The organism is Rhodococcus sp. IEGM 1351 (assembly GCF_030056875.1).
Lineage (GTDB): Bacteria > Actinomycetota > Actinomycetes > Mycobacteriales > Mycobacteriaceae > Rhodococcus_F > Rhodococcus_F opacus.
This window is the reverse complement of the sequence record NZ_JASHKU010000012.1, coordinates 41,182-61,685: the sequence shown is the minus strand read 5'-3', so window position 1 is coordinate 61,685 and position 20,504 is coordinate 41,182. Positions and strand designations below refer to the sequence as shown.

Genomic DNA, 20,504 nt, shown 5'->3' with positions numbered 1-20,504 from the left:
CTTGACCAATTCGTGGCACCCCCGGGGGCGGCCACCGAAAGGACGATCGGTAGTGCAGATCAGACGACGCAGCGTGCTCGCGGGGGCGGCCCTGACTCCGGCGTTCGCCGCGCTCGGTTCCGGGACGGCGGCCGCAGAACCCGCGACCGACGGCGACGGCGAATTCCTCGTCGGTGTCGGCATTTCCGACGCCACCGGGCCGGTCGCCGACGTCGGGATGATGGGGTACTCCAGTTTCGAGCAGCGCGCCGAGGGACTGCATCAGCGGACCCGTGCGCGGGCGTTCGTGTTCGCCGAGCCCGGCAGGCAGCGCGTGGTCTACGTGTGCGTCGACGTGTGCATGATCTTCCAGTCCGTGCACGACGCCGTACTCGCCCGGCTCGCGGAACTCCACGGCGACCTGTACACCGAGCGAAACGTCATGCTCACGGCGGTGCACTCCCACGCGGCGTGCGGCGGCGCGTCCCACGACTACGCCTACAACCTCGCCGTGCTCGGCCACAACCGTCAGGTGTTCGACGCCGAGGTCGGTGGCATCGTCGAGGCGATCACCGCCGCGCACGATTCCCTCGCCCCCGGTTCGGTGTCGTACGGCCGCAGCGAACTCACCGATGCCAGCGTCAACCGTTCGCGGATCGCCTTCGACCGCAACCCCGCCGAGGACCGGGACTACTATCCCCTGGGCATCGACACGTCGATGCGGGTCCTGCGAATCACGCAGGGCGGCAGAGACGTCGGGGCGATCAACTGGTTCCCGACCCACGGCGCTTCGCTCACCGACACGAACCATCTGATCTCCGGTGACAACAAGGGCGCGGCCGCCTACTTCTGGGAGCACGACCACGAGGGTGTCCGTTACCTCGACGACCAGAAGCCGCATTTCGTCGCCGCGTTCCCGCAGACGAACACCGGCGACATGTCCCCCAACCTCGATCTCCGGCCCGGCCACGGTCCCACCGACGACGAGTTCGAGAACACCCGCATCATCGGGCAGCGGCAGGTCGCGGCAGCACGCACGGCGTGGGAGGCGGCGTCGGAGACCCTCACCGGCGGCGTGGACAGCCGAATCATGTACCTCGACATGGCCAATCAGGAGGTCGGCGGCGAATTCACCCCCGACGGCCGCACCTACCGGACCTCCCCCGCGTGTGTCGGCGCCGCCATGAGCGCGGGCAGCACCGAGGACGGTCCCGCCATCCCGATCTTCCCGGAGGGCACCACCGATCCGCTCGTCGACGCACTCGGTGGGATGGACGCGCCGATCCCGCAGTGGCTGCAGGATGCGCAGGCCCCGAAACTCGTGCTGGTGGCCGTCGGTCTGCTGCCACCCGACGGGTGGGTTCCGCATGTGCTGAAAATCCAGATCCTCCGCATCGGCGGCGTGTACGTCGTGGGCGGCCCAGCGGAATTCACGATCGTGTCCGGGCTGCGGATCCGCCGCACCGTCGCCGACAGACTCGACGTCCCGCTGGAGAACGTGATCTTCCAGGGTTACGCCAACTCGTACGCGAGTTACTGCACCACCCCGCAGGAGTACGACGCGCAGCAGTACGAGGGCGGCTCGACCCTGTTCGGCCGATACACACTGCCCGCGTACCAGCAGGGATTCGCGGCGCTTGCGGACGCTTTGCGCACCGGTCGCGACGTTCCCCGCGGCCCGGCACCCCGCGACCTGTCGCAGTTCCAGCCCTACCTCGGTCCGGGCATCGACCGCGACGAACCGCCCGCAGGCCGCGTCTTCGGCGACGTGCTGACCCAGCCCGCCGCGAAAGCGTCGGCGGGCGAACAGATCGCGGCCGAGTTCGTCACCGGCCACCCCCGGAACGACCCGCGCCGACGTGGCACGTTCCTCGAGATCCAGCGCCGAGGCGGCGACTGGGTGCGTCACGCCGACGACGGCGACTGGTCCACCAAGTTCCGCTGGACGCGCACCGGGCCGAACCAGTCGGTCGCGCGCATCACGTGGGACGTCCCGGACGGCACCCCCGCCGGACGCTACCGTGTGCAGCACTTCGGCAACAGCCGCGACGCGGCAGGCACGATCACCGCGTTCACCGGGACGTCGAACGAATTCGAGGTCGGATAGCTCTCGACGTGCCCCCGCTCACAAGCTGCGCCGCGGTGTCTCGCCCACCACATCGACGTTGCACCCCAACGCATTTCACGATCATCCGTCACACCACCGACCGTGCGATGAAACTACCCGGCAATACTTCCGGACGACAGTGGGTGCATGAACGATGCCGCGAGAGAACCCGGAGTTCATGTCAACGCGTGCGAGGCGTGCGGTCGGCTTCCGCACCCCCGCCGTCTCCGCCTGGCGCTCGCGAAACTGTGCGCCGTCTTTCCCGTCGAATTAGTGCTCCATGCCTTGGTCATTCATTTCCACGTCTCCTATCTGATGACCGTCACGGTCCTGACCGTCAGCACCACCGTGTTGGTGATCTGGGTGGTGGAGCCGTCGGCGATGAGACTGCTCGGCGGCTGGCTGCACGGTCCGCCCGACGGCAGGCACGGCCATCTCTCGACCGGGCAGTCACTCTGGCGTATCCGTGCCCGGGTGAGCGACCAACCGGGACAGCTCGAGTCGCTGGCCCGCAACCTCGCGAAGCTGGATGCCAACATCCTGACCGTGCACGTCCATCACCTGGACGGCGGTTCGCTCGACGAGTTGATCGTCGGGGCGGGCCGGGAGACGTCACCGGAGGCGCTGTCGCATGCCGTCCGGGCCGGGGGCGGCCGCAGTGTGGGCATCTGGCCGGCTTCGGCGCTCGCGCTCATCGACGGCCAGACGAAGGCGCTGACGTTGGCGTCGCGGGTGGCGGCCGATCCGTCCGAACTGCCCCTGTCGATCGCGGAGCTGCTCGGCGCCCAGTATGTCGATTCGCTCGTGAGCGACCATCCGGCCACGGCGGCGTCCGTCGCGATCCCGTCGGGCGAGGGTGAGCCGCTCGTCTTCGTGCGGCCGGTGGACGAGCCGTTCACGCCGGCCGAGATCGCCCGCGCTCGCCGCCTCAGCGAGCTGGCGCAGCGAACACGCGAGACCGCGAACTCGGGGGGACTCGCCGACCCTGCCACGTGATCTTGCGGACATCCCCGACGACGGCCTGGGTGCGGGAGACACTACGACGGTGATGTTCGCGCGCACTTCGACTGTCCTGACGATCGGCGTCGCCACGCTCGGCCTCCTGGCCACCACCGCCGGCGCGGTGCCGACGTACGCCGTCACCGCCACCGTTCCCGTCGGGCTGACGCCGATGCAGGTGGCGGTCGCACCCAACGGTGCCGTCACGTACGCCACGAACTCCGGGGCCAACAGCGTCTCCGTCATCGACACCGCAACGAACGCCGTCACCGCCACCGTCCCGGTGGGCGGCGGGCCCACCGGGATCGCCGTCACCCCGAACGGTGCGCGGGTGTTCGTCGTGAACACCGCAGACCGGACGGTGTCCGTGATCGATACCGCCACCAACACGGTGGCGGCCACGATCCCGGTCGGCGAATTCGCCTTGGCGGTCGCGGTATCCGCCGACGGGGCCCACGCCTACGTCACGAACGGCGTCGAGAGCACCGTCTCCGTGATCGACACCGCCACGAACACGGTGACCGCCACGGTTCCGGTCGGCGCCTTCCCCATCCAGCTCGCGGCCAACGGCACGCACGTGTACGTCACCAACTCCTCCGACAACACGGTGACGGTGATCGACACGGCCACGACGACCGTCGTCGACACGATTCCCGTCGCCTCCCACCCCAGTGCCGTGACGGCGACGAACGACCGGGCCTACGTGCGGAGCGGCGCGGAGATGTCGGTGATCGACGCCGCCACCAATACAGTGACCGCCACGTTCGGCGTCGACGGGATAATGGGCGGCGCCGCGGTGACCGGGGACGGAAACACGCTGTACGTCATCGACTCCGAGGGTGGGTCCGTCACGGTCTTCGATCCGGGCACCAACGCCGAGGTGACGTCGCTCGCCGTCGGCGGCAGTGCCGGTGGCGTCGCGGCCTCCGCCGACGGCACGAAGGCCTACGCCACCAGCCAGAACGACAACACGATCGCCACCATCACGCGCGCAGCGGGCGACGCGACGCGGCCGCGCTGACGCTAGACCGACACCACCGCCGGATCCTCCTCCACCGGCTGATCTTTCGACCGACGGTCGAGGGCGGTGGCGAGGACGAGAACGGCGAGCGCCCCCACGGTCAGTGCGGCACCCATCCAGATCGGCGACGTGAAGCCGAGTCCCGCTGCGATGGTGATGCCGCCGAGCCAGGCCCCGAGTGCATTGCCCACGTTGAAGGCGGCGATGTTCGCGCCGGACGCCATCGTCGGCGCCTGTGCCGCGTAGTTCATGATCCGCATCTGCAGCCCGGGGACGGTCGCGAAACCGAAGGCGCCCATGAAGAACAGGGCCACGATCGTCATCGGCTTGCTCCCCGCGGTGAGCGCGAACACGACGAGCACGACGGTGAGCACGGCGAGGATCGTGATCAGCGTGCGGGTGAGTGCCTTGTCGGCGGCCCGGCCACCGAGGACGTTGCCGACGAACAGACCGCCGCCGAAGAGCACGAGGAGCCACGGGACGCTGGTCGACGCGAATCCGCCGACCTCGGTGAGGGTGAACGCGATGTACGTGAACGCACCGAACATGCCGCCGAATCCGAGGATGGTGACGGCGATCGAGAACCACACCTGCGGAGACCGGAAGGCCTGCAGTTCGGTGCGCAGACCGCCGGATTCCGGTGCGTCCGCCGGACGGGACACGGACGGCACCAGCGTTGCGATGCCGATCAGCGCCACGACGCCGATGACGGTGATGGCCCAGAACGTGGAGCGCCAGCCGAACTGCTGGCCGAGGAAGGTGCCGAACGGGACGCCGAGAACGTTGGCGATGGTCAGTCCCGCGAACATCGTCGCGATCGCGCCTGCCCGCTTGCTCGCGGGCACGAGGTCGGCGGCGAGGACCGAGCCGATGCCGAAGAACGCGCCGTGGCACAGAGCTGCGAGGACACGTCCGCCCATCATGACCTCGTACGTCGGGGCCAGCGCCGACAGCAGGTTGCCGCCGATGAACAGCACCATCAGCGCCTGGAGCACGCGTTTGCGGTCGAAGCGGGTGACGGCTGCGGTGATGACGATCGCCCCGATGGCGACGGAGAGGGCGTAGCCGGAGATGAGGTAGCCGGCCACCGACTCGCTCACCTGGAAATCGGCCGACACCTCCGGCAGCAATCCCATGATGACGAATTCGGTGAGACCGATCCCGAAGCCGCCCATTGCGAGGGCGAGCAGACCCAGTGGCATCGCAGCCACTCCTTTCGTACAGACTGGGAGATAAGAGCGCTAGCTCGAATACCGCGTCTGCATTAGTTGCAGGCGCGCCATAAATAGTTGCACACGCCCGCTATGTGCGCAAGCTGGTATTCTGACCTTGCAGTCGTATCCACAGGAGGTGGCCCATGGCAGTCGCTGACGACGCCGTCGAGATCCGGTCGCAGGGATGGCGCACGCTCGCGGCCCTGCACGGGCTGCTCGAGGCGGAGCTCGAGCGCGCCCTACAGCGCGGGCACGATCTCTCGGTGGTCGAGTACACGGTGCTCGACGCACTCAGCCGTCAGGACGGCTGGCACATGCGCATGGCGCAACTCGCCCGCGCGGCGGCGCTGAGCAGCAGCGCCACCACCCGGCTGGTGAACCGTCTGGAGAACCGCGGACTGCTCACCCGCATTCTGTGCGACGACGACCGTCGCGGCATCTACACCGAGCTCACACCCGCGGGCCGGGCCGCACTGGACGAGGCGCGCCCCACCCACGACGCCACGCTGGAAGCGGCGCTCGATCGGGCCGCCGACATTCCCGAGCTCGCCCACCTCGCCCGGGCACTGCACGAGTTCCCCGCATAGGTGAGTGGCAAGGCGTGCCGGAGCACTCCTTGCCACTCACGTCAGGACAGAGGGGTGAAGTCGCGTGACGCGATGTACTCCGGCCGCGGACGCGCCGCGGCGAACGGCTCGACGAGGGTGTTCTCGACACTGTTGAACACGAGGAACAGGTTCGACCGCGGGTAGGGCGTGATGTTGTTGCCCGACCCGTGCATGACGTTCGAGTCGAACCACAGCGCGGTGCCTGCGGCACCGGTGAACTGGTCGATCCCGAACTCCGCCGCCATCCGCGTCACGTCCTCGCGACGCGGAACCCCGACCTCCTGCGCGACGAGGGACGACGTGTAGTTGTCGTCGGGGGTGGCGCCGACGCACTGGACGAATCGCTTGTGCGAACCGGGCATCACCATCAACGACCCGTTGAACGGGTAGTTCTCGGTGAGCGTGATCGAGCAGCTGACGGCGCGCGGGACGGGAAGACCGTCCTCGGCGTGCCAGGTCTCGAAATCCGAGTGCCAGTAGAAGCCGGTGCCCTTGAAACCGGGCATCGAGTTGATCCGGCTCTGATGGATGTAGACGTCGGAGCCGAGGAGTTGCCGCGCGCGGTCGAGAATCCTGCTGTCGCGGATCAGCGCGGCGACCGCGTCGCTGCGCCGGTGCACATCGAAGACCGAACGAACCTCGTCGGTGCCGCGTTCGGTGATGACGCGCCCGCTGTCGCGCATCGCCGGGTCCCGGGACAGCCGGTCGAGTTCCTCCCGGCACGACATCACGTCGCCCGCGTTCAGTAAGTTGTCGATGATCGTGAAGCCGCGCGACTCGTGTCCGGCAAGTGCCGACGAATCGAACGGCCCGTCGGCGGGTCTGCCCCACACTGCGGGTTCGCTCCGTGGGAGCATGGACGGCTCGGCGTCGATCCGAGTCGGGTAGCGATCGTGGCGGTTGGTGTGTCCCTGAACCTCAGCTACCTGGGTCATTGTCCCTCCTCGGCACTTACCCTCTACTTGACTGTCGCTACGACGACAGGGTCTTCTGGTCGGCGCGGAGCCGCTGGACGGCGTCGTCCAGGTGTTCGGCGAGCAGTTTCTGCACCTCTCCAGCTGTACCCGATCGGATCGCCTCGCGCAGGGTCGCGTGTTCCTGCGCCTGCTCGCGGATGTCGTCGTAGGTGGTCTGCAACGCACCCAGGCACATCCGGGTCTCGATCAGCAGTGTCCGCGCCGCCCGAATGAGCCGGGGGCTCTCCGAACTCTCCACCAGGATCTGATGGAACTGCTGGTCGGCGTCCGAGACGGCGGCGGCGTCGCCGCGCTCGGCCGCGGCCTGCATCACGAGCACGGTGGGTTCGAGCGCCAGGTACGTGGCTTCCCGGCGGCCGTCGTCGAGAATCATTTCGAGCGCCCCGCGCTCGATGACCGAGCGGCTGCGGTACACGTCGACGACGTCGTCGAGGGTCAGCTCCGTCACGAAGATCCCGCGATGACGGATGCTGTGCAGTATGCCCTCGGACACGAGCCTCTGCATGGCTTCGCGCAGGGGTCCGCGTGAGACCTGGAAATGCGCGGCCAGTTCCGCCTCGCCCAGCTGTGCACCGGGTTCGAGCGCCCCCTTCATGATGGCGATCCGCAGGCGGTCCGCGATGAATTCGGCAGTCGATTGACGACTGACGGGTTCCAGGTCAGTCAGAGCCATGACTGTGGCCTTTCTCGAACAAGGTTCCTAACGACGGGTTCACCGCCGTGTGGCCCGCAAGACGCAGGCCTTCCCAGATGGTCACCTGGTTTGCCGTGAGGACCGGCTTGCCGAGGCGCTGCTCGAGAGTACTCAGCGCACCCAGCGTCCTCATGGCCGTGTCGGGGATGAGCAGGGCTTCGGCGTCCGGGTGGTCGTTCTCCACCGCGAGTTCCACCACGGATTCCGGGCTGAGCAGACCGACCTCGGCCGCGGTGTCGATTCCCGCACTCGACATCGACAGCACCTCGATGCCGGCGGCGGCGAGGAACTCGACGAACAGCTTCGCGACGTCCTCCGGGTAGCTGGCGGCCACCGCGACGCGGGTGATCCCCAGCGCGTGCAGGGCGTGGACGAACGCGAAACTGGTGCTGGACGTGGGTACACCGGTGGCCGCGGCGAGCGTCTCGGCCTGCTGCTTCGCCCCGTCGGGGCCGTAGACGAAGCTGCCCGAGGTGCACGCCCACACGACGGCGTCCGGCTTCTCCTCGGCGAGGAGCGCGGCCCCGCCTGCGAGCTTCTCCGGGCTCCCGAGGTCGAGCAGTTCGGGCACGGCGTGCAGGTCGGTGCCATAGATGTGCACGACCGGCAGATCCACTCCGAGCATCTCCGCGGCGAAGGGGTAGTCGTCCTCGGCGGCGTGATCGGGGTAGATGAATCCCACTGTGGGGGTCGGCGTGCTCGTCATGCGCTCTCCTCTTTCCGAGTCGTGAGGGGTGATGTCAGAAGACGTTGCGGAGCCACTTGCCGGGGCCCGTCATGGGGAGTTTCATCCGGCCGAGACAGGCCCAGATCGTGAGCTGGTTGGCGGTGAGGACCGGTTTGCCGAGTTCCTGCTCGAGCGGGGCGATGACGTCGTAGGTCGGCAGATTCGTACAGCTGACGAAGATCGCCTCCGACCTGGGGTCGTCCGCGGCGATGATCCGCTCGGCGATCGTGCGGTAGTTGACCTTCCAGATGCCGCCGCCGAGCCCGAGGTGATCGGAGCGAACCACCTCGGTGCCCGCCTCGTGCAGGAACGCATGCAGCCGTTCGGTCAGGGGCGCGTCGTAGGGCGTGATCACCGACAGCCTGCTCAGCTCGAGGTGTTCGATCGCCTCGACCAGCGCGCCGGACGTGGTGATCGCGTGCTGGGCGCCTGCCTCGCAGATCGCGTCGCACAGGGTTCGCTCGTATTCGAGCCCCTTGATGAAGCTTCCCGACGTGCACAGATAGGCCACGACCTCGGGCTCGACGTGCAGGACGTCGCGCGTCGCCGCCATGAGGTGTCTTCGCTCGGACACGAGTTCGGCCATCTCCAGACTGACGGGCACGGGTTCGTACGGCGTGCGCGCCAGATGGAGGCTCACCTCGAGGGGAGCCCATCGCCACAGTTCTCGTTCGAGCGCCAGGTCGAACGGGGCGATGATGCCGATTCCCCGTTGCGCGATAGGCCCCTCGAATTCGGGAATGTTCAGTTCCAACACCAGGCCTCACCTTCGTTTCGGCCGCGCCCGAGCATTATCAGATTGTTGACAATCATACGAGTTACTCATACGGTGTCAACGTGAGTCGGAACCCGATCGTCGCGGTGCTACATGCCCACGTCCTGCCGAGCGACGAACTCATGGCACCCGTCGCGTCCCGTGCCGAAGTTCGCTACACCGGCAAGGCGGGGCTGAGCGATGCCCTCGACGGCGCGGACGTGCTGTTCCTCTACGACTTCCTCACCGACGCGGTGCCCGGAGCCTGGCACGCCGCCGGCTCCCTGCAGTGGCTGCACATCGCCGCGGCCGGCGTCGATCCCGTCATGTTCCCCGAGGCCCGCGACAGCGACGTCACGATCACCAACTCACGGGGCGTGTTCGACGGTGCAATCGCCGAGTACGTGCTCGCCCAGGTGCTCTCGTTCGCGAAGGACCTGCCGGGCTCGCTCCGCCTGCAGCAGTCCCACACCTGGCAGCACCGGGAATCCGAGCGGATCGCGGGCCGTACCGCCCTGATCGTCGGCACCGGTCCCATCGGCCGCGCGATCGCCCGGCTTCTCCGCGCGGCGGGGATGAAGGTCAGCGGATCCGGTCGCACCGCACGCAACGCCGATCCCGACTTCGGGTCGGTCACCGCAACGGAAGATCTCCCGAAGCAGCTCGCCGTCGCCGACTACGTGATCGCGGTGGCACCGCTCACCGAGCAGACCCGCCACCTGTTCCGCGACTCGACGTTCGCCGCGATGAAGCCGGGCGCCCGGTTCGTCAACGTCGGACGCGGTGAGCTCGTCCGCACCGACGACCTCGTCGCCGCGCTCCGGGCGGGGACGATCGCGGGCGCCGCGCTCGACGTGTTCGACACGGAACCGCTCCCCGCCGGCCATCCACTCTGGGACATGCCGAACGTCTCGATCACACCCCACAATTCGGGCGACTTCGCCGGCTGGCGAGATGACCTCGTTACCGTGTTCACCGACAATTTCGAACGCTGGGTTACGGGGTACCCGCTCGAGAACGTAGTTGACAAGCACCTCGGGTACGTACCGAGCCGATGAAGACAGGGCCCGAACGTCCAGGCTGAAGGAGTTCTCATGAATCCCACCGACATGACCGCCGTCGAACTGGTCACGGCCTACTCGTCCGGAGAACTTTCGCCGGTGGAAGCGACGCAGGCGATGCTCGACGCCATCACCGAACGCGACCGCACCATCAATTCCTACTGCCTCGTCGACGAGGAGCGGGCGCTCGCGCAGGCCCGGAAGTCCGAGGAGCGCTGGAACACCGGCTACTCCAAGGGACTGCTCGACGGCGTTCCGATCTCGATCAAGGACATCTTCCTCACCGACGGCTGGCCGACACTCCGGGGTTCACAGGCCGTCGACGAGGACCAGCCGTGGAACGTCGACAGTCCCGTGGCCGCCCGGCTCCGCGAGGACGGCATGGTGTTCCTCGGCAAGACCACGACCCCCGAGATCGCCTGGAAGGCCGTGACCGACAGCGCCCTGTGCGGGATCACCCGCAACCCGGCCGACCCGACCAAGACGGCCGGTGGATCTTCGGGCGGCAGCGCCGCCGCGGTCGCGGCGGGTCTCGGTCCCTGCTCCGTCGGCACAGACGGCGGCGGCAGTGTGCGCATCCCCGCCTCGTTCTGCGGCGTCGTCGGGTTCAAACCCACCCACGGTCGCATCCCCCTGTTCCCGGCGAGCCCGTTCGGACCGCTGGCGCATGCCGGCCCCCTCACCCGCACGGTCGAGGATGCGGCACTGCTGATGGACATCCTGTCGCTGCCGGACCCGCGCGACCCGACATCGCTCGCCCCGTTCCCGACCACCTTCCGCGGCGAGATCGGCCGCGACGTGGTCGGACTCGGCGTCGCGTACTCCCCCACGCTCGGCTATGTGACCGTCGATCCGGAGGTCCGGGCGATCGTCGACCGAGCCGTGCAGGCCCTCGACGCCGCGGGTCTGCCGGTCACCACCGCCGACCCCGGCTTCAGCGATCCGATCGAGGCCTTCGAGCTGCTGTGGGCGGCCGGGGCCGCAGCCATGTTGAAGAACTTCCCGGAGGGTGCGCGCGACAAGGTCGACCCGGGGCTCGGCAAGATCTGGGAGCGGGGCGAGAAGTTCAGCGCCGTCGACTATCTCGACGCTCGCGCGGTCGCCGCGGACATCGGCATCATGATGGGCAAATTCCACCTGACGCACAACGTCCTGCTCACACCCACCGTCCCGATTCCGGCTTTCGAGGCAGGTTTCGACGTCCCGCCGGGCAGCGACTTCACCAGCTGGCCGCAGTGGACCCCGTTCACCTACCCGTTCAACCTGACGCAGCAGCCGGCGATCAGCATCCCGGTAGGCCGCACCGCTGCGGGTCTGCCGGTGGGTCTGCAGATCATCGGCCCCCGTCACTCGGACGACCTCGTACTCGCGGTCGCGCGATATGCGGAGCACGTCCTCGCCTAGGTCGACCGAAAAGCACACGTTTCGCGCTGCATCCGAGGATGATCAGCACTAGGCCCGGTGCGGCGCGAACGTCTGCCCTGCTGCCCGGGTGAGAGTTGCCCGACAGGGATTTTCGGGGTCGGGGAGAGCCCGGGAGGGTAGATGACAGCGACGCCGGTGTCCGGGGTCCCGCCGCATTCGCCGCAGGGCCCGGATCCGCTCGCCCCGGGCATGCTCGTCGCCACCCGATACCGCCTCCTCGGCCGGTTCGCCGGCCCCGACTGGGTGCAGTGGTGGCACGCACACGACACCGAACTGCGCCGGGACGTCTCGCTCAGCCTCGTCGACTCGGCGCACGTCCGCGCCACCGACCCACTCCCGGATCCGGTGGTGCGGTTCTGCCGGAACACCACCGGAACCAGCTTCAGCCACGAGGGGCGGATCGCGCAGGTCTACGACATCGCGGCGGTCGGTAACCGGATCGCCGTGGTCGCGGAATGGACGCCCGGGTGGCGTGTCGCGGATGTCGCGCGCACGGTTCCGCGGCCGTTGGATGCCGCTCGTACCGTGCGGGACCTCGCCGCCGCGACTGCAGACGCACACCATTTCGGTGCCCGCATCTCACTCGATCATCCCAACCGGGTGCGGATCTCCCGGGAAGGACTCGCGGTCCTCGCCTTCCCTGCCACTCTCGCCGACGGCAGCGCGGCCGACGACGTCGCGGGACTCGGGGCGCTGCTGTACGCCCTGTTGCTCGGCACGTGGCCGCTGTCCTCGTCCGGCGCGACCCTGGCAGCCGGATTGCCCCCGGCCGGCAGGCGTGGCGACGGTTCCGTCGTCCCGCCGCATCGTGTGCGGCCCGCGATTCCACGACGTCTGTCCGACGTGGCCATGAATGCCCTCGCTCGACGGCCCGGGATGGCCACCGCGCAGGCGGTCGTCGACGCCCTGGACCGCATCTTGGCGGACGCGCGGGCTCGCTCGGCATCCGCATTCGCTGCCACCACGAAGAGAGCCCGCCCGGCACCCGCCAACCGGGCCCCCCGGCCGAACGCGCCACTTCCCGCGTTGAGCGGCGCACTCGCCCTGGTCGTCGCGCTCGGCGCCGCCGGGTGGGCGGCGGGCGCCACATTCACCTCGTCGGACGCTCCCCCGGCCGCCGTCGCAGACAGCATGCTCAGCCAGATCGCACCGGTTTCGGACCCCCTTCAGATACCGCTCACCCCGTCGTCCGCGGCCGTCTACTCCCCCCTGCGCTTCCCCGACAACGGTGCCACTGCCTCCCTCGCCGTCGACGCGAACCCCGCGACATCCTGGGCGACCGACCGCTACCCGCAGCAACTGTCGGCGACGAAGCGAGGAGTGGGTCTGATCGTGTCGTTTCCCGGGCCCGTCGATCTGCGGACCGTCTTGATCGACTCCCCGACACCGGGCACCACAGTCGAGATCCGGACCGTGCCCGTCGCGTGGGCGACCATCGATCGCACCCAGGTGATCGGCGCCGCCACGCTCGGCGACGGGGTCACCCAGATCGTGGCCCGGACGCCCGCACCCACCGACCGCGTCCTGGTCTGGATCTCGGGACTGTCCGGCGGCGAGTCCGGGTACCAGTCGCGCCTGTCGGAGATCGGCTTCCTGGGTAGCGGCGCATGAGCCGCAACATCTTCGGCCCCACGCAGCCGAACGAGGGAAGCACCGCGCGCGACCATCTCGCCAACGAGCGAACCTACCTCGCCTGGCATCGCACCGGTATCAGTGTCGCCGCGCTCGGTGTGGCGGTCGCGAAGTTCGCACCGCACCGCGGCGGCCACGCCGTGGCTGCCGGATTGATCCTGATCGGCGCGGGGCTACTGGTGTCCGCCTACGGCACCGTCCGCTACCGGGTCATCAGCCGGCAGATCGAATCCGGGGAATTCGCTCCGGCGACGTTCGCCGCCGTCGTCACGTCCAGCGTCGTCACAGTGCTCGCGCTACTCGCTGTGGTGGTCCTGATCTGATCCGGGTAAGGCCGTGACGCAGCGGAATCCGATGTGGCTCATCCCGGTGTCGACCATCTGCGGCCGCCGTGCGGCGGGCCGGTACCGCCGGCAGTAGCTGTCGGCGCACAGGAACGATCCGCCCTTGATCACCCGCCGGGGCACCCGGAACTGGGGTTGGCGGGGGTCGAAGCTCTCCGACATGCCGGGCCCACGCGGATTGCGTGGCGCGCAGCACGACTCCGCTGTGTCGGCGTGGCGATCCGAGAACCAGTCGGCGGTCCATTCCCACACGTTTCCCGCCATGTCGAACAGACCGTATTCGTTGGGCGGATAGCTACCGACGGCGGTCGTGGTGCCGTACCCGGGGTCCGCGCGCCACGGGAACTCCCCGTGCCAGTAGTTCGCCAGCGGAGGGGATTCGCTCTCGGGGGCGTCACCCCAGGTGAATTCGGCGTGGTCGAGTCCGCCGCGCGCTGCGGCCTCCCATTGCGCCTCGGTGGGCAGGGACCGCCCCGCCCACTGCGCGTACGCTGCCGCATCCTCGTGGGCGACGTGGACGACGGGATGCTGTTCGCGGCCGGTGATCGTCGACGCGGGTCCCGTGGGGTGGCACCAGGATGCGCCAACAGTCCAGGTCCACCACTGACTGAGGTGACGGAGATCGACCGGGCCCCGAGTGGGGGTGAACACCATCGATCCCGGTTGCAGGTTCTCGGCGGGAGCGCCGGGGAAGTCGGCGGGGTCCAGCGGCCGCTCCGCGACGGTCACATAACCGGTGTCTCGGACGAACGCGGCGTACTGCGCGGTGGTGACCTGGTGGGCCTCGATGGCGAAGGCGTCGATCGCGACTCGATGCGCCGGACTTTCTTCCGGATAGTGCCGATCCGAGCCCATCGTGAAAGTGTGAGCGGGGATGTGCCGGACTTCGGAGACGGTCTGGGTATCCAACACGCCTTCCCTTCTGCCTGATCAGGTGACGGCCGGCGAGAAGATGCTCGTCCAATCGTTCTTCATGCTTACCACGGTCCAGTTCTTTCCTCGTGCGTGTTCGAGGGCCTGCTCCGCGCCGGCGACATAGTCGAATTCGCGATCGGCGTCGTCGTGCAGGATCAGCACCCGAAGCGCCGGGCGGTCGGGTAGCCCGGAGAACGCGAGCATCGGCAGGTCACCGTTGGAGTTGCCGACCGACAGGATCGGCCGTCGCCCGATCCGGCTCCAGATTCGGACCGGTTTCTCCGGCCCGTCGTCGAAGAAGTCCATCGCGGCCTTGTAGAGCAGGTCGCTCGTGTCCGCCCCTTCACGGTACGAGAGGCCGAGGGCACTGCCGATGACGCGTTCCGGCGGAATCCCGTAGAGCCGTCCGGCGACCGGGCGCATGAAGTCCCGGTCACCACCGGACGCGATGTAGATCGTGAATCCGTTCGCCTCGAGATAGCGCAACAGTTCGACCATCGGCGCGTATCCGCAGCCGGAATACGGGCGGCCGAGCGTCGGGTGGTCCGCGTCGTCGAAGAAGGACCGGACCCGCGCGTCGTAATTCTCGACGGTGATCGAATCGAACGCCTCGGTGACTGCGCCCATCAACAGTTTCAGGTCGCCGTCGTCGCCCCGATAGTGCTTGACCATCGCCGCACCGAGCCACTGAAGGTCGTGCTCGTGGGCCGCCTTCCACGGTTGCGTCTGCTGCAGGTCGGAGTCACCCGCGGCCATCTCGGCGAAGCGCCGGATGGTGAAGTCGAGCTGGATGGGCATCGGCTTCTCGCACCAGAGTGTGCCGTCGTTGTCGAATACGGCCACCCGGTCCGCGGGCTCGACGAAGTCCGGTCCCCGTGTCGTCACCCGCCCGACGAAGTCCTCGATCGCGGACCGCGTCGATCCGTCCGCCCAGGAACCACCCAGCCCGGCCCCCACGTCGCTCAGTCCTTCGCCAGGAAGGCGTGCAGCTTCGCCACCGCGTGGTCGATCGTGAAGCTCGCCGGCTCCTGCCTCGGGGGGAACTCCTTGAACGTCTCGAGGAATTGACTCGTGATGAATGTCCCGTAGATGGCGATGTAGTCGTGGTCGAGGAACCAGTCCCAGTAGGTGTTCGACGTGATGTCGGCACGCTCGAACGGGTCGGTGCGCAGGTTGAACAGTTTCGGCAACCGCAGTTGGGTGAACGGCTCCGCCCACAGCCCGAGGGTGCCCTGCGCCCGCTGCTCCATGAACACGATCTTCCAATTGTCGAAACGGATGCCCAGCACGTCGCAGTCGTCGGAGAAGTACACCATTCCCCGGCGCGGGGACGTCTCGACCTCACCGGTGAGGTACGGGAGCAGGTTGTAGCCGTCGATGTGCACCTTGAACGTCTTCTCGCCGATCGTGTGCCCGGTCTTCAGTTGCTCCACGACCTCGGGTGCGCCCGCGGCGGCGAGGAAGGTGGGAAGCCAGTCATGGTGCTGAACGATCTCGTTGGACACCACGCCGGCTGGGATCTTGCCCGGCCAGCGAATCACCTCGGGGACGCGGAACGCGCCCTCCCAGTTGGTGTCCTTCTCACTGCGGAACGGGGTGGTCGCGCCGTCCGGCCAGGTGTTCGCGTGGGGACCGTTGTCGGTGCTGTAGATGACGATGGTGTTCTCGGCGAGACCCAGCTCGTCGACCGCGTCGAGAAGTTGGCCGACGTGCTTGTCGTGATCGATCATGGTGTCGTGGTACGGCGACTGCCAGTGCCCGGCCTGGCCGACGCTTTCCGGCTTCGTGTGAGTCCGCAGGTGCATGTGCGTCGTGTTCATCCACACGAAGAACGGTGTCTCCGCTTCCTTCTGCCGCGTGATGAAGTCGATTGCCGCGGAGACCGTCTCGTCGTCGATGGTCTCCATCCGCTTCTTGCTCAGCGGACCGGTGTCCTCGATGCGCTGCTTCCCGACCGGGCCGTACCGCGGATCGACCTCACCCGCGTCCTCCTCGGTGGCGAAGCAGTGCAGGACACCGCGCGGCATCATCACCTCGTGCAGTTTGGGATAGTCCTGTGCGCTCGGGTAGTCGGGGAGCTCCGGTTCTTCCTCGGCGTTCAGGTGATAGAGGTTGCCGAAGAACTCGTCGAACCCGTGAGCGGTCGGCAGATACTTGTTCAGATCGCCGAGATGGTTCTTCCCGAACTGTCCGGTGGCGTATCCGAGGGGCTTGAGGAGTTCGGCGATGGTGGGGTCGTCGGGCGACAATCCGACGTCGACTCCCGGGATTCCGACCTTGCTCATGCCGGTGCGATACACGCTCTGCCCCGTGATGAACGACGCGCGACCGGCCGTGCAACTCTGCTCACCGTAGGAGTCGGTGAACTTCATGCCCTCGTCGGCGAGACGGTCGATGTTCGGTGTCCGGTACCCCATCAGTCCGTCGCTGTAGCAGCTGAGATTGGTGATACCGATGTCGTCGCCCCAAATGACCAGGATGTTGGGTTTCGCGTCCGTCATCTGTCTCTCCTCGCATCATCGGGGGAATCGCAGTCCTGACGTTGCTCGCGGTGCGCCCGCGACACATCACCCGCACCGGGTGAGAACCTCGTGTCCGAGTACCGGCCGTCAGTCCGGGGGGATCGACGGCGGTCGATCCACGGCGAGGATGTACACGCTGATCACCATCACCCACGCCGGGAAGACCAACGTCACCCAGAGACTGAAACTCACGACCACCAGCAGGGTGAGTGACAGCAGGTAGGTGCTGACAGCCAGCCATCGCGGCATCAGTCCGGTGCGCAGCCAGATGGTTCCCAGCGAAATCATGAACACCCCGGCCATGCGAACCCCATAGACGTTGTTCACATGCAACATCACTTCGCGCCCGAAGAAGACGAGGTCGTTCTGCGGAACGCCGGAGAGCCGGGACACGGCGAGGAGCCCGCCTGCGATTGCCGTCGACACGAACGTCATGGCGAGAAACAGCAACCCACTGCCGAGGAAGACGGTCGAGAAGAATCGGTCTTCGAGGTCCCCGAGCCGGTCGCGGATGACACCGATGAACCACAGGAACGCGATGCCCGCGAAGGGTGCGAGTATCAGGGCTGCCGTGATCTGCCGCTGGTGGTGTAACCACGGGGTCGCGGCTGCGCCGGGCAGCGCGCTACGCAGCAGAACGATGCTGGAGGCGAACAGGACACCGAAGACGACACCGGCGACGGCCGCGGCCCGTGGAGTCCGTAGCTGGTGGAACTCGGCGTCGCTCTGAGTGCGGGCCATGAGATCAGTCTTCGCCGAGGTCGAGCTCCAGGGCAACAGGGAGCCCGAATCGTACCCGGATTCAGCCCGCGTCGTCCGCCCTGCCCGGCCGCACGACGACAGGAACTCCCTCATAGGGCGCGAGGGAGATCGGGAAGCTGTGGAGTTCGTCGACGGTGCCGATCTGTTCGTCGGTGAACAGGTTGACCGCAGGCGATCCGGCCGGCAGGAACTGGGACTGCACGGTCGCGGCGATCTCCTCGGACGTGAAGTTGAGAACCGTGACTTCGAGACTCGAGTCCGCCAGTTCGTGGACCATGACGAGCAGCCCCTTGTGCGACACGGTGGGCACGTCGAGCTGAACCGCGGTGGCGATGCCGAACCGGTTTCGGATGTCGATGATGCGGGCGAGACCGCGAGCGAAGGACGCCGGATCCTGCAGTTGCACCGGCAGACTCCCGTACAGGCTGGTGCCCCGGGGGATGCCCGACTCCGACCGGGCCGCTTCGGGATTGACCCCCATCAGGTCGTGCGCGCCGCGGTTGATCCAGCGGGTGTCCCCTTCGGCGAGAAGGTCGGCGACCTCCTCGGACGGCACGGGAAGCAGCCCGCACAGATCCCAGCCCGACAGGGCGAAGACACCGGGCTGGAGCGCGTTGAACATCGCCAGGAGCAGATGCGCCTGCTTGACCGTGTCGATGTCGGCGGCATCCATCCTGTCGAGGTCGCGGATGCCGAGCGCAGCGGTGATGACGCTGGCGGTCGTGCAGGCGATCCCGTTGGTCGTGAACGTGCGGTTGTACGGGGCCCAGCGCCCGGTGAGCCGCTCGCACAGATCCTTACGGATGCGATCACCGAGATCGGACCCTGTGACCGACTCACCGCCGTACGCGAACTCGTCGTCCTTGTGCAGCGTCGCGAAGTGGACCAGCTCGAATGTCAGCTCGTCGTGATTCTGCAGCGCATGGACGAGCGACGCGGCGTCCACACCGTGATCGCGGGCGAGGTTCATGGTGAGCCGGAGAAATTCGGTGTTCCCCATGACGAGGGCGTGATGGTAGGCGGGGCGATTGATGAAGTCGTAGGACAGGTCGGCTCCGGTGGTGCCCATCGCCTTGATGTCGTCGATGGTGAGGTTCAGTTCCTGGAACGTGAATCCCCCCATCTTCCGCACGATGCTGGCGATGAGGTGGTTTGCCGCCTCCGACAGTGGATGCCCTTCCGACCAGCCGGGCAGTCCTTCGGTCCGGCGTTCGACCCCGAGGAATCCGTTGGCGTCCAGTCGAAGAGCGCCCGCACCGAGGTCCGCGATGGAGTGGCAGGCGTCCCCGATGACGAGGCGCATGCCCGCGAACGACGGATCCAGCCAATTGATGGAGGGCTGCCCGGCCTTGAAATAGTGCAGGTACACCCACCTGCGCTCGATGCCGTCTACCCCCTTCACGACGGGGGTGACACTCCAGTTGGTTTCCTTGACACCGAGTTCGTAGAAGATGACGCGCTGGAGTTGACCGATGATGTACCCGGCCCGGGCGAGTTGCGCCTCGGTGTCGGCGTCGATGTTGACCGAGTCCCGGCCTTCCGGCACGCGGGGAAGCAGGTGCCAATCCTGTTGTTCGATCTCCACCATGTGATAGATGCCGGGGTAGTCGGCGTAGGCCATCTCGGCGAGCCGGAAGTCGGCGCCCTTGCCGGTGTGACCGGGGACGATGTCGTCGATGACGATGCCGTCGTATGCTGCGGCGACGACGCAGAGCTTGCGGAACTCCTCTTCGGTCCCGAAGGCCGAGTCGATCTGCATGCTGATGCGATCGAAATGGCCGTCCACCGACGGCGTGGCCCGCCATCCGTTGATCCCGCCTGCCTGCTTCACCGGCCCCGTGTGGACGGCCGTCACCCCGATCTCGGAGAACGCCTGCCACAGGGACTCGTCGCCGAGCGAACTCAGGAAACTCGCGCCCGGTGCCGTGATGATCGAAATCGGGTACGCCGTGAACCACACCGATCCCCGCTCCACCGCGGCGCGCGGATTCGGGTCGGCATACGGGTTCTGCCACATGCTGCCCTTGCCGGACAGCTGCTCCGCGATCAACTTCGCATCGTGCAGGATCGACTGATTGATCAGCCACTCCACATAATTCGGGTTGTCCGGCACGGGCTCACCCGTCTGCGCATCGACCCTGGTCGCACGGCGGACCGACGGTTTCAACGGCCGCGGGCGCGCCGGGTAGAACTGCTCGTCGTAGCTGATCTCGCTGGGCTCGTGATGGATCTCGGGGTTCATGGTCCTCCGTCGTCATCTCGTCTGCTCCGCCGCACCGGTCGGCTACCCGTCCACCGTCCCACGGAAACGACCGCCTGGCATGCGGAGTTGGATGACTGTCAGCGGAGCGCGGAACGTTCGGGTGCGACGAACTCGGCGGAGGCCTCGGACCACAGGCTCACCCGCCTGTCCCGGCTCTCGAAGAACTCGATCTCGCGTCGGATGCCGGAACTCTGATCCCATCCGGGGAGGTCGAGGATGATCAGCTCCTCCATCGCGTCCATGAACACCCGGTCGACGGGCCCCCACATCCTGCCGATCGCTGTGTTGTCCTTTCCGGTGAAAGTCAGGTTGACGGGATGAGACATCGACACCTGACTGAACACCGCATGGCCGGATTCGACGATGTATCCCGCTACTTCGTTGCTGGCGAGAAACCGCTCGTGTGTCACCGCCGGATCGGCATGGCTGTAGGGGCAGGCCAGAAAGATCTTCCTCATGGGTTCCTCGTGATTCGTGGGGCGGAGGCCCCGGTACAGGGT

Annotated in this window: 19 protein-coding genes; 8 read left to right on the top strand and 11 right to left on the bottom strand. The window is 67.4% G+C overall.

Going from position 1 to position 20,504, the window contains the following annotated elements; all coding sequences use genetic code 11:
• The first annotated feature begins 52 nt into the window (after nucleotides 1-52).
• The 3 genes from QM806_RS21445 (at nucleotide 53) to QM806_RS21435 (ending at nucleotide 4,106) form a co-directional block, all read left to right on the top strand.
• Nucleotides 53-2,086: a neutral/alkaline ceramidase gene (locus QM806_RS21445; protein ID WP_120659771.1), complete on the top strand. Its 2,034-nt coding sequence runs from the start codon at nucleotides 53-55 to the stop codon at nucleotides 2,084-2,086.
• 147 nt (nucleotides 2,087-2,233) lie between these two features.
• Nucleotides 2,234-3,082, top strand: coding sequence for an ACT domain-containing protein (locus QM806_RS21440; RefSeq protein ID WP_005572080.1), 849 nt, complete (start codon nucleotides 2,234-2,236; stop codon nucleotides 3,080-3,082).
• 52 nt (nucleotides 3,083-3,134) lie between these two features.
• Nucleotides 3,135-4,106: a YVTN family beta-propeller repeat protein gene (locus QM806_RS21435; RefSeq protein ID WP_283292773.1), complete on the top strand. Its 972-nt coding sequence runs from the start codon at nucleotides 3,135-3,137 to the stop codon at nucleotides 4,104-4,106.
• A gap of 2 nt (nucleotides 4,107-4,108) precedes the next feature.
• Here the strand turns inward: QM806_RS21435 and QM806_RS21430 are convergent, their stop codons facing one another.
• Entirely contained in the window at nucleotides 4,109-5,308 is a 1,200-nt protein-coding gene (locus QM806_RS21430; RefSeq protein ID WP_283292771.1) for an MFS transporter, read from the bottom strand.
• A 155-nt stretch (nucleotides 5,309-5,463) separates the two neighbouring features.
• Here QM806_RS21430 and QM806_RS21425 point away from each other — a divergent pair, with 155 nt between their 5' ends.
• Nucleotides 5,464-5,907 carry a MarR family winged helix-turn-helix transcriptional regulator gene (locus QM806_RS21425; RefSeq protein ID WP_005254473.1) on the top strand — a complete coding sequence of 148 codons (444 nt, stop codon included), beginning with the start codon at nucleotides 5,464-5,466 and terminating at the stop codon, nucleotides 5,905-5,907.
• 41 nt (nucleotides 5,908-5,948) lie between these two features.
• Here QM806_RS21425 and thpD read toward each other — a convergent pair whose 3' ends face one another.
• From thpD to QM806_RS21405, 4 genes are read right to left on the bottom strand one after another with little or no spacing between them, the layout of a single operon-like run.
• Nucleotides 5,949-6,863: an ectoine hydroxylase gene (gene thpD / locus QM806_RS21420; RefSeq protein WP_182623574.1), complete on the bottom strand. Its 915-nt coding sequence runs from the start codon at nucleotides 6,861-6,863 to the stop codon at nucleotides 5,949-5,951.
• A gap of 37 nt (nucleotides 6,864-6,900) precedes the next feature.
• Nucleotides 6,901-7,578, bottom strand: coding sequence for a GntR family transcriptional regulator (locus tag QM806_RS21415; RefSeq protein WP_005572088.1), 678 nt, complete (start codon nucleotides 7,576-7,578; stop codon nucleotides 6,901-6,903).
• Nucleotides 7,565-8,305 carry a maleate cis-trans isomerase family protein gene (locus QM806_RS21410; RefSeq protein ID WP_005254470.1) on the bottom strand — a complete coding sequence of 247 codons (741 nt, stop codon included), beginning with the start codon at nucleotides 8,303-8,305 and terminating at the stop codon, nucleotides 7,565-7,567. The genes QM806_RS21415 and QM806_RS21410 overlap by 14 nt, the downstream gene beginning before the upstream one ends.
• Nucleotides 8,306-8,339: 34 nt before the next feature.
• A complete protein-coding gene (locus tag QM806_RS21405; RefSeq protein ID WP_037197713.1) occupies nucleotides 8,340-9,080 on the bottom strand; it encodes a maleate cis-trans isomerase family protein in 741 nt (246 codons plus the stop codon).
• A gap of 83 nt (nucleotides 9,081-9,163) precedes the next feature.
• Between QM806_RS21405 and QM806_RS21400 the strand changes: the two genes are divergently transcribed.
• The 4 genes from QM806_RS21400 (at nucleotide 9,164) to QM806_RS21385 (ending at nucleotide 13,521) form a co-directional block, all read left to right on the top strand.
• Nucleotides 9,164-10,138, top strand: a complete 975-nt coding sequence (locus QM806_RS21400; RefSeq protein ID WP_283292768.1) for a D-2-hydroxyacid dehydrogenase — start codon at nucleotides 9,164-9,166, stop codon at nucleotides 10,136-10,138.
• 36 nt (nucleotides 10,139-10,174) lie between these two features.
• Nucleotides 10,175-11,545: an amidase gene (locus tag QM806_RS21395; RefSeq protein ID WP_169692864.1), complete on the top strand. Its 1,371-nt coding sequence runs from the start codon at nucleotides 10,175-10,177 to the stop codon at nucleotides 11,543-11,545.
• Between the two features lie 141 nt (nucleotides 11,546-11,686).
• Complete coding sequence (locus tag QM806_RS21390; protein ID WP_133986058.1) at nucleotides 11,687-13,177, top strand: protein kinase family protein; 1,491 nt, start codon at nucleotides 11,687-11,689, stop codon at nucleotides 13,175-13,177.
• Nucleotides 13,174-13,521, top strand: a complete 348-nt coding sequence (locus QM806_RS21385; protein ID WP_005244716.1) for a YidH family protein — start codon at nucleotides 13,174-13,176, stop codon at nucleotides 13,519-13,521. Before QM806_RS21390 ends, QM806_RS21385 begins: the two co-directional genes overlap by 4 nt.
• Here QM806_RS21385 and QM806_RS21380 read toward each other — a convergent pair.
• The 6 genes from QM806_RS21380 to QM806_RS21355 all read right to left on the bottom strand — a co-directional run bounded on the left by QM806_RS21380 (nucleotide 13,495) and on the right by QM806_RS21355 (nucleotide 20,462).
• Nucleotides 13,495-14,397 (bottom strand): formylglycine-generating enzyme family protein, encoded by a 903-nt coding sequence (locus tag QM806_RS21380; protein ID WP_283292880.1) that lies wholly within the window; start codon nucleotides 14,395-14,397, stop codon nucleotides 13,495-13,497. The genes QM806_RS21385 and QM806_RS21380 overlap by 27 nt on opposite strands.
• 75 nt (nucleotides 14,398-14,472) lie before the next feature.
• The gene (locus QM806_RS21375; protein WP_005572096.1) at nucleotides 14,473-15,414 is read right to left on the bottom strand and encodes an HAD family hydrolase; all 942 of its coding nucleotides are present in this window, start codon (nucleotides 15,412-15,414) and stop codon (nucleotides 14,473-14,475) included.
• A 5-nt stretch (nucleotides 15,415-15,419) separates the two neighbouring features.
• A complete protein-coding gene (locus tag QM806_RS21370) occupies nucleotides 15,420-16,958 on the bottom strand; it encodes an arylsulfatase (protein WP_054246096.1) in 1,539 nt (512 codons plus the stop codon).
• 108 nt (nucleotides 16,959-17,066) lie between these two features.
• Complete coding sequence (locus QM806_RS21365; protein ID WP_054246095.1) at nucleotides 17,067-17,720, bottom strand: hypothetical protein; 654 nt, start codon at nucleotides 17,718-17,720, stop codon at nucleotides 17,067-17,069.
• 61 nt (nucleotides 17,721-17,781) lie between these two features.
• A complete protein-coding gene (treS, locus tag QM806_RS21360; protein WP_005254454.1) occupies nucleotides 17,782-19,983 on the bottom strand; it encodes a maltose alpha-D-glucosyltransferase in 2,202 nt (733 codons plus the stop codon).
• Between the two features lie 98 nt (nucleotides 19,984-20,081).
• On the bottom strand, nucleotides 20,082-20,462 hold the full coding sequence (locus QM806_RS21355) for a DUF1937 family protein (RefSeq protein ID WP_283292764.1): 381 nt from the start codon (nucleotides 20,460-20,462) through the stop codon (nucleotides 20,082-20,084).
• Nucleotides 20,463-20,504: the final 42 nt, after the last annotated feature.

Coding starts and splice junctions, on each gene's coding strand:
- QM806_RS21435 (WP_283292773.1), top strand. CDS start 3,135: ATGTTCGCGCGCACTTCGACTGTCCTGACGATCGGCGTCGCCACGCTC.
- QM806_RS21385 (WP_005244716.1), top strand. CDS start 13,174: ATGAGCCGCAACATCTTCGGCCCCACGCAGCCGAACGAGGGAAGCACC.
- QM806_RS21425 (WP_005254473.1), top strand. CDS start 5,464: ATGGCAGTCGCTGACGACGCCGTCGAGATCCGGTCGCAGGGATGGCGC.
- QM806_RS21440 (WP_005572080.1), top strand. CDS start 2,234: ATGAACGATGCCGCGAGAGAACCCGGAGTTCATGTCAACGCGTGCGAG.
- QM806_RS21430 (WP_283292771.1), bottom strand. CDS start 5,308: ATGCCACTGGGTCTGCTCGCCCTCGCAATGGGCGGCTTCGGGATCGGT.
- QM806_RS21410 (WP_005254470.1), bottom strand. CDS start 8,305: ATGACGAGCACGCCGACCCCCACAGTGGGATTCATCTACCCCGATCAC.
- QM806_RS21370 (WP_054246096.1), bottom strand. CDS start 16,958: ATGACGGACGCGAAACCCAACATCCTGGTCATTTGGGGCGACGACATC.
- thpD (WP_182623574.1), bottom strand. CDS start 6,863: ATGACCCAGGTAGCTGAGGTTCAGGGACACACCAACCGCCACGATCGC.
- QM806_RS21415 (WP_005572088.1), bottom strand. CDS start 7,578: ATGGCTCTGACTGACCTGGAACCCGTCAGTCGTCAATCGACTGCCGAA.
- QM806_RS21355 (WP_283292764.1), bottom strand. CDS start 20,462: ATGAGGAAGATCTTTCTGGCCTGCCCCTACAGCCATGCCGATCCGGCG.
- treS (WP_005254454.1), bottom strand. CDS start 19,983: ATGAACCCCGAGATCCATCACGAGCCCAGCGAGATCAGCTACGACGAG.
- QM806_RS21395 (WP_169692864.1), top strand. CDS start 10,175: ATGAATCCCACCGACATGACCGCCGTCGAACTGGTCACGGCCTACTCG.
- QM806_RS21390 (WP_133986058.1), top strand. CDS start 11,687: ATGACAGCGACGCCGGTGTCCGGGGTCCCGCCGCATTCGCCGCAGGGC.
- QM806_RS21380 (WP_283292880.1), bottom strand. CDS start 14,397: ATGGGCTCGGATCGGCACTATCCGGAAGAAAGTCCGGCGCATCGAGTC.
- QM806_RS21365 (WP_054246095.1), bottom strand. CDS start 17,720: ATGGCCCGCACTCAGAGCGACGCCGAGTTCCACCAGCTACGGACTCCA.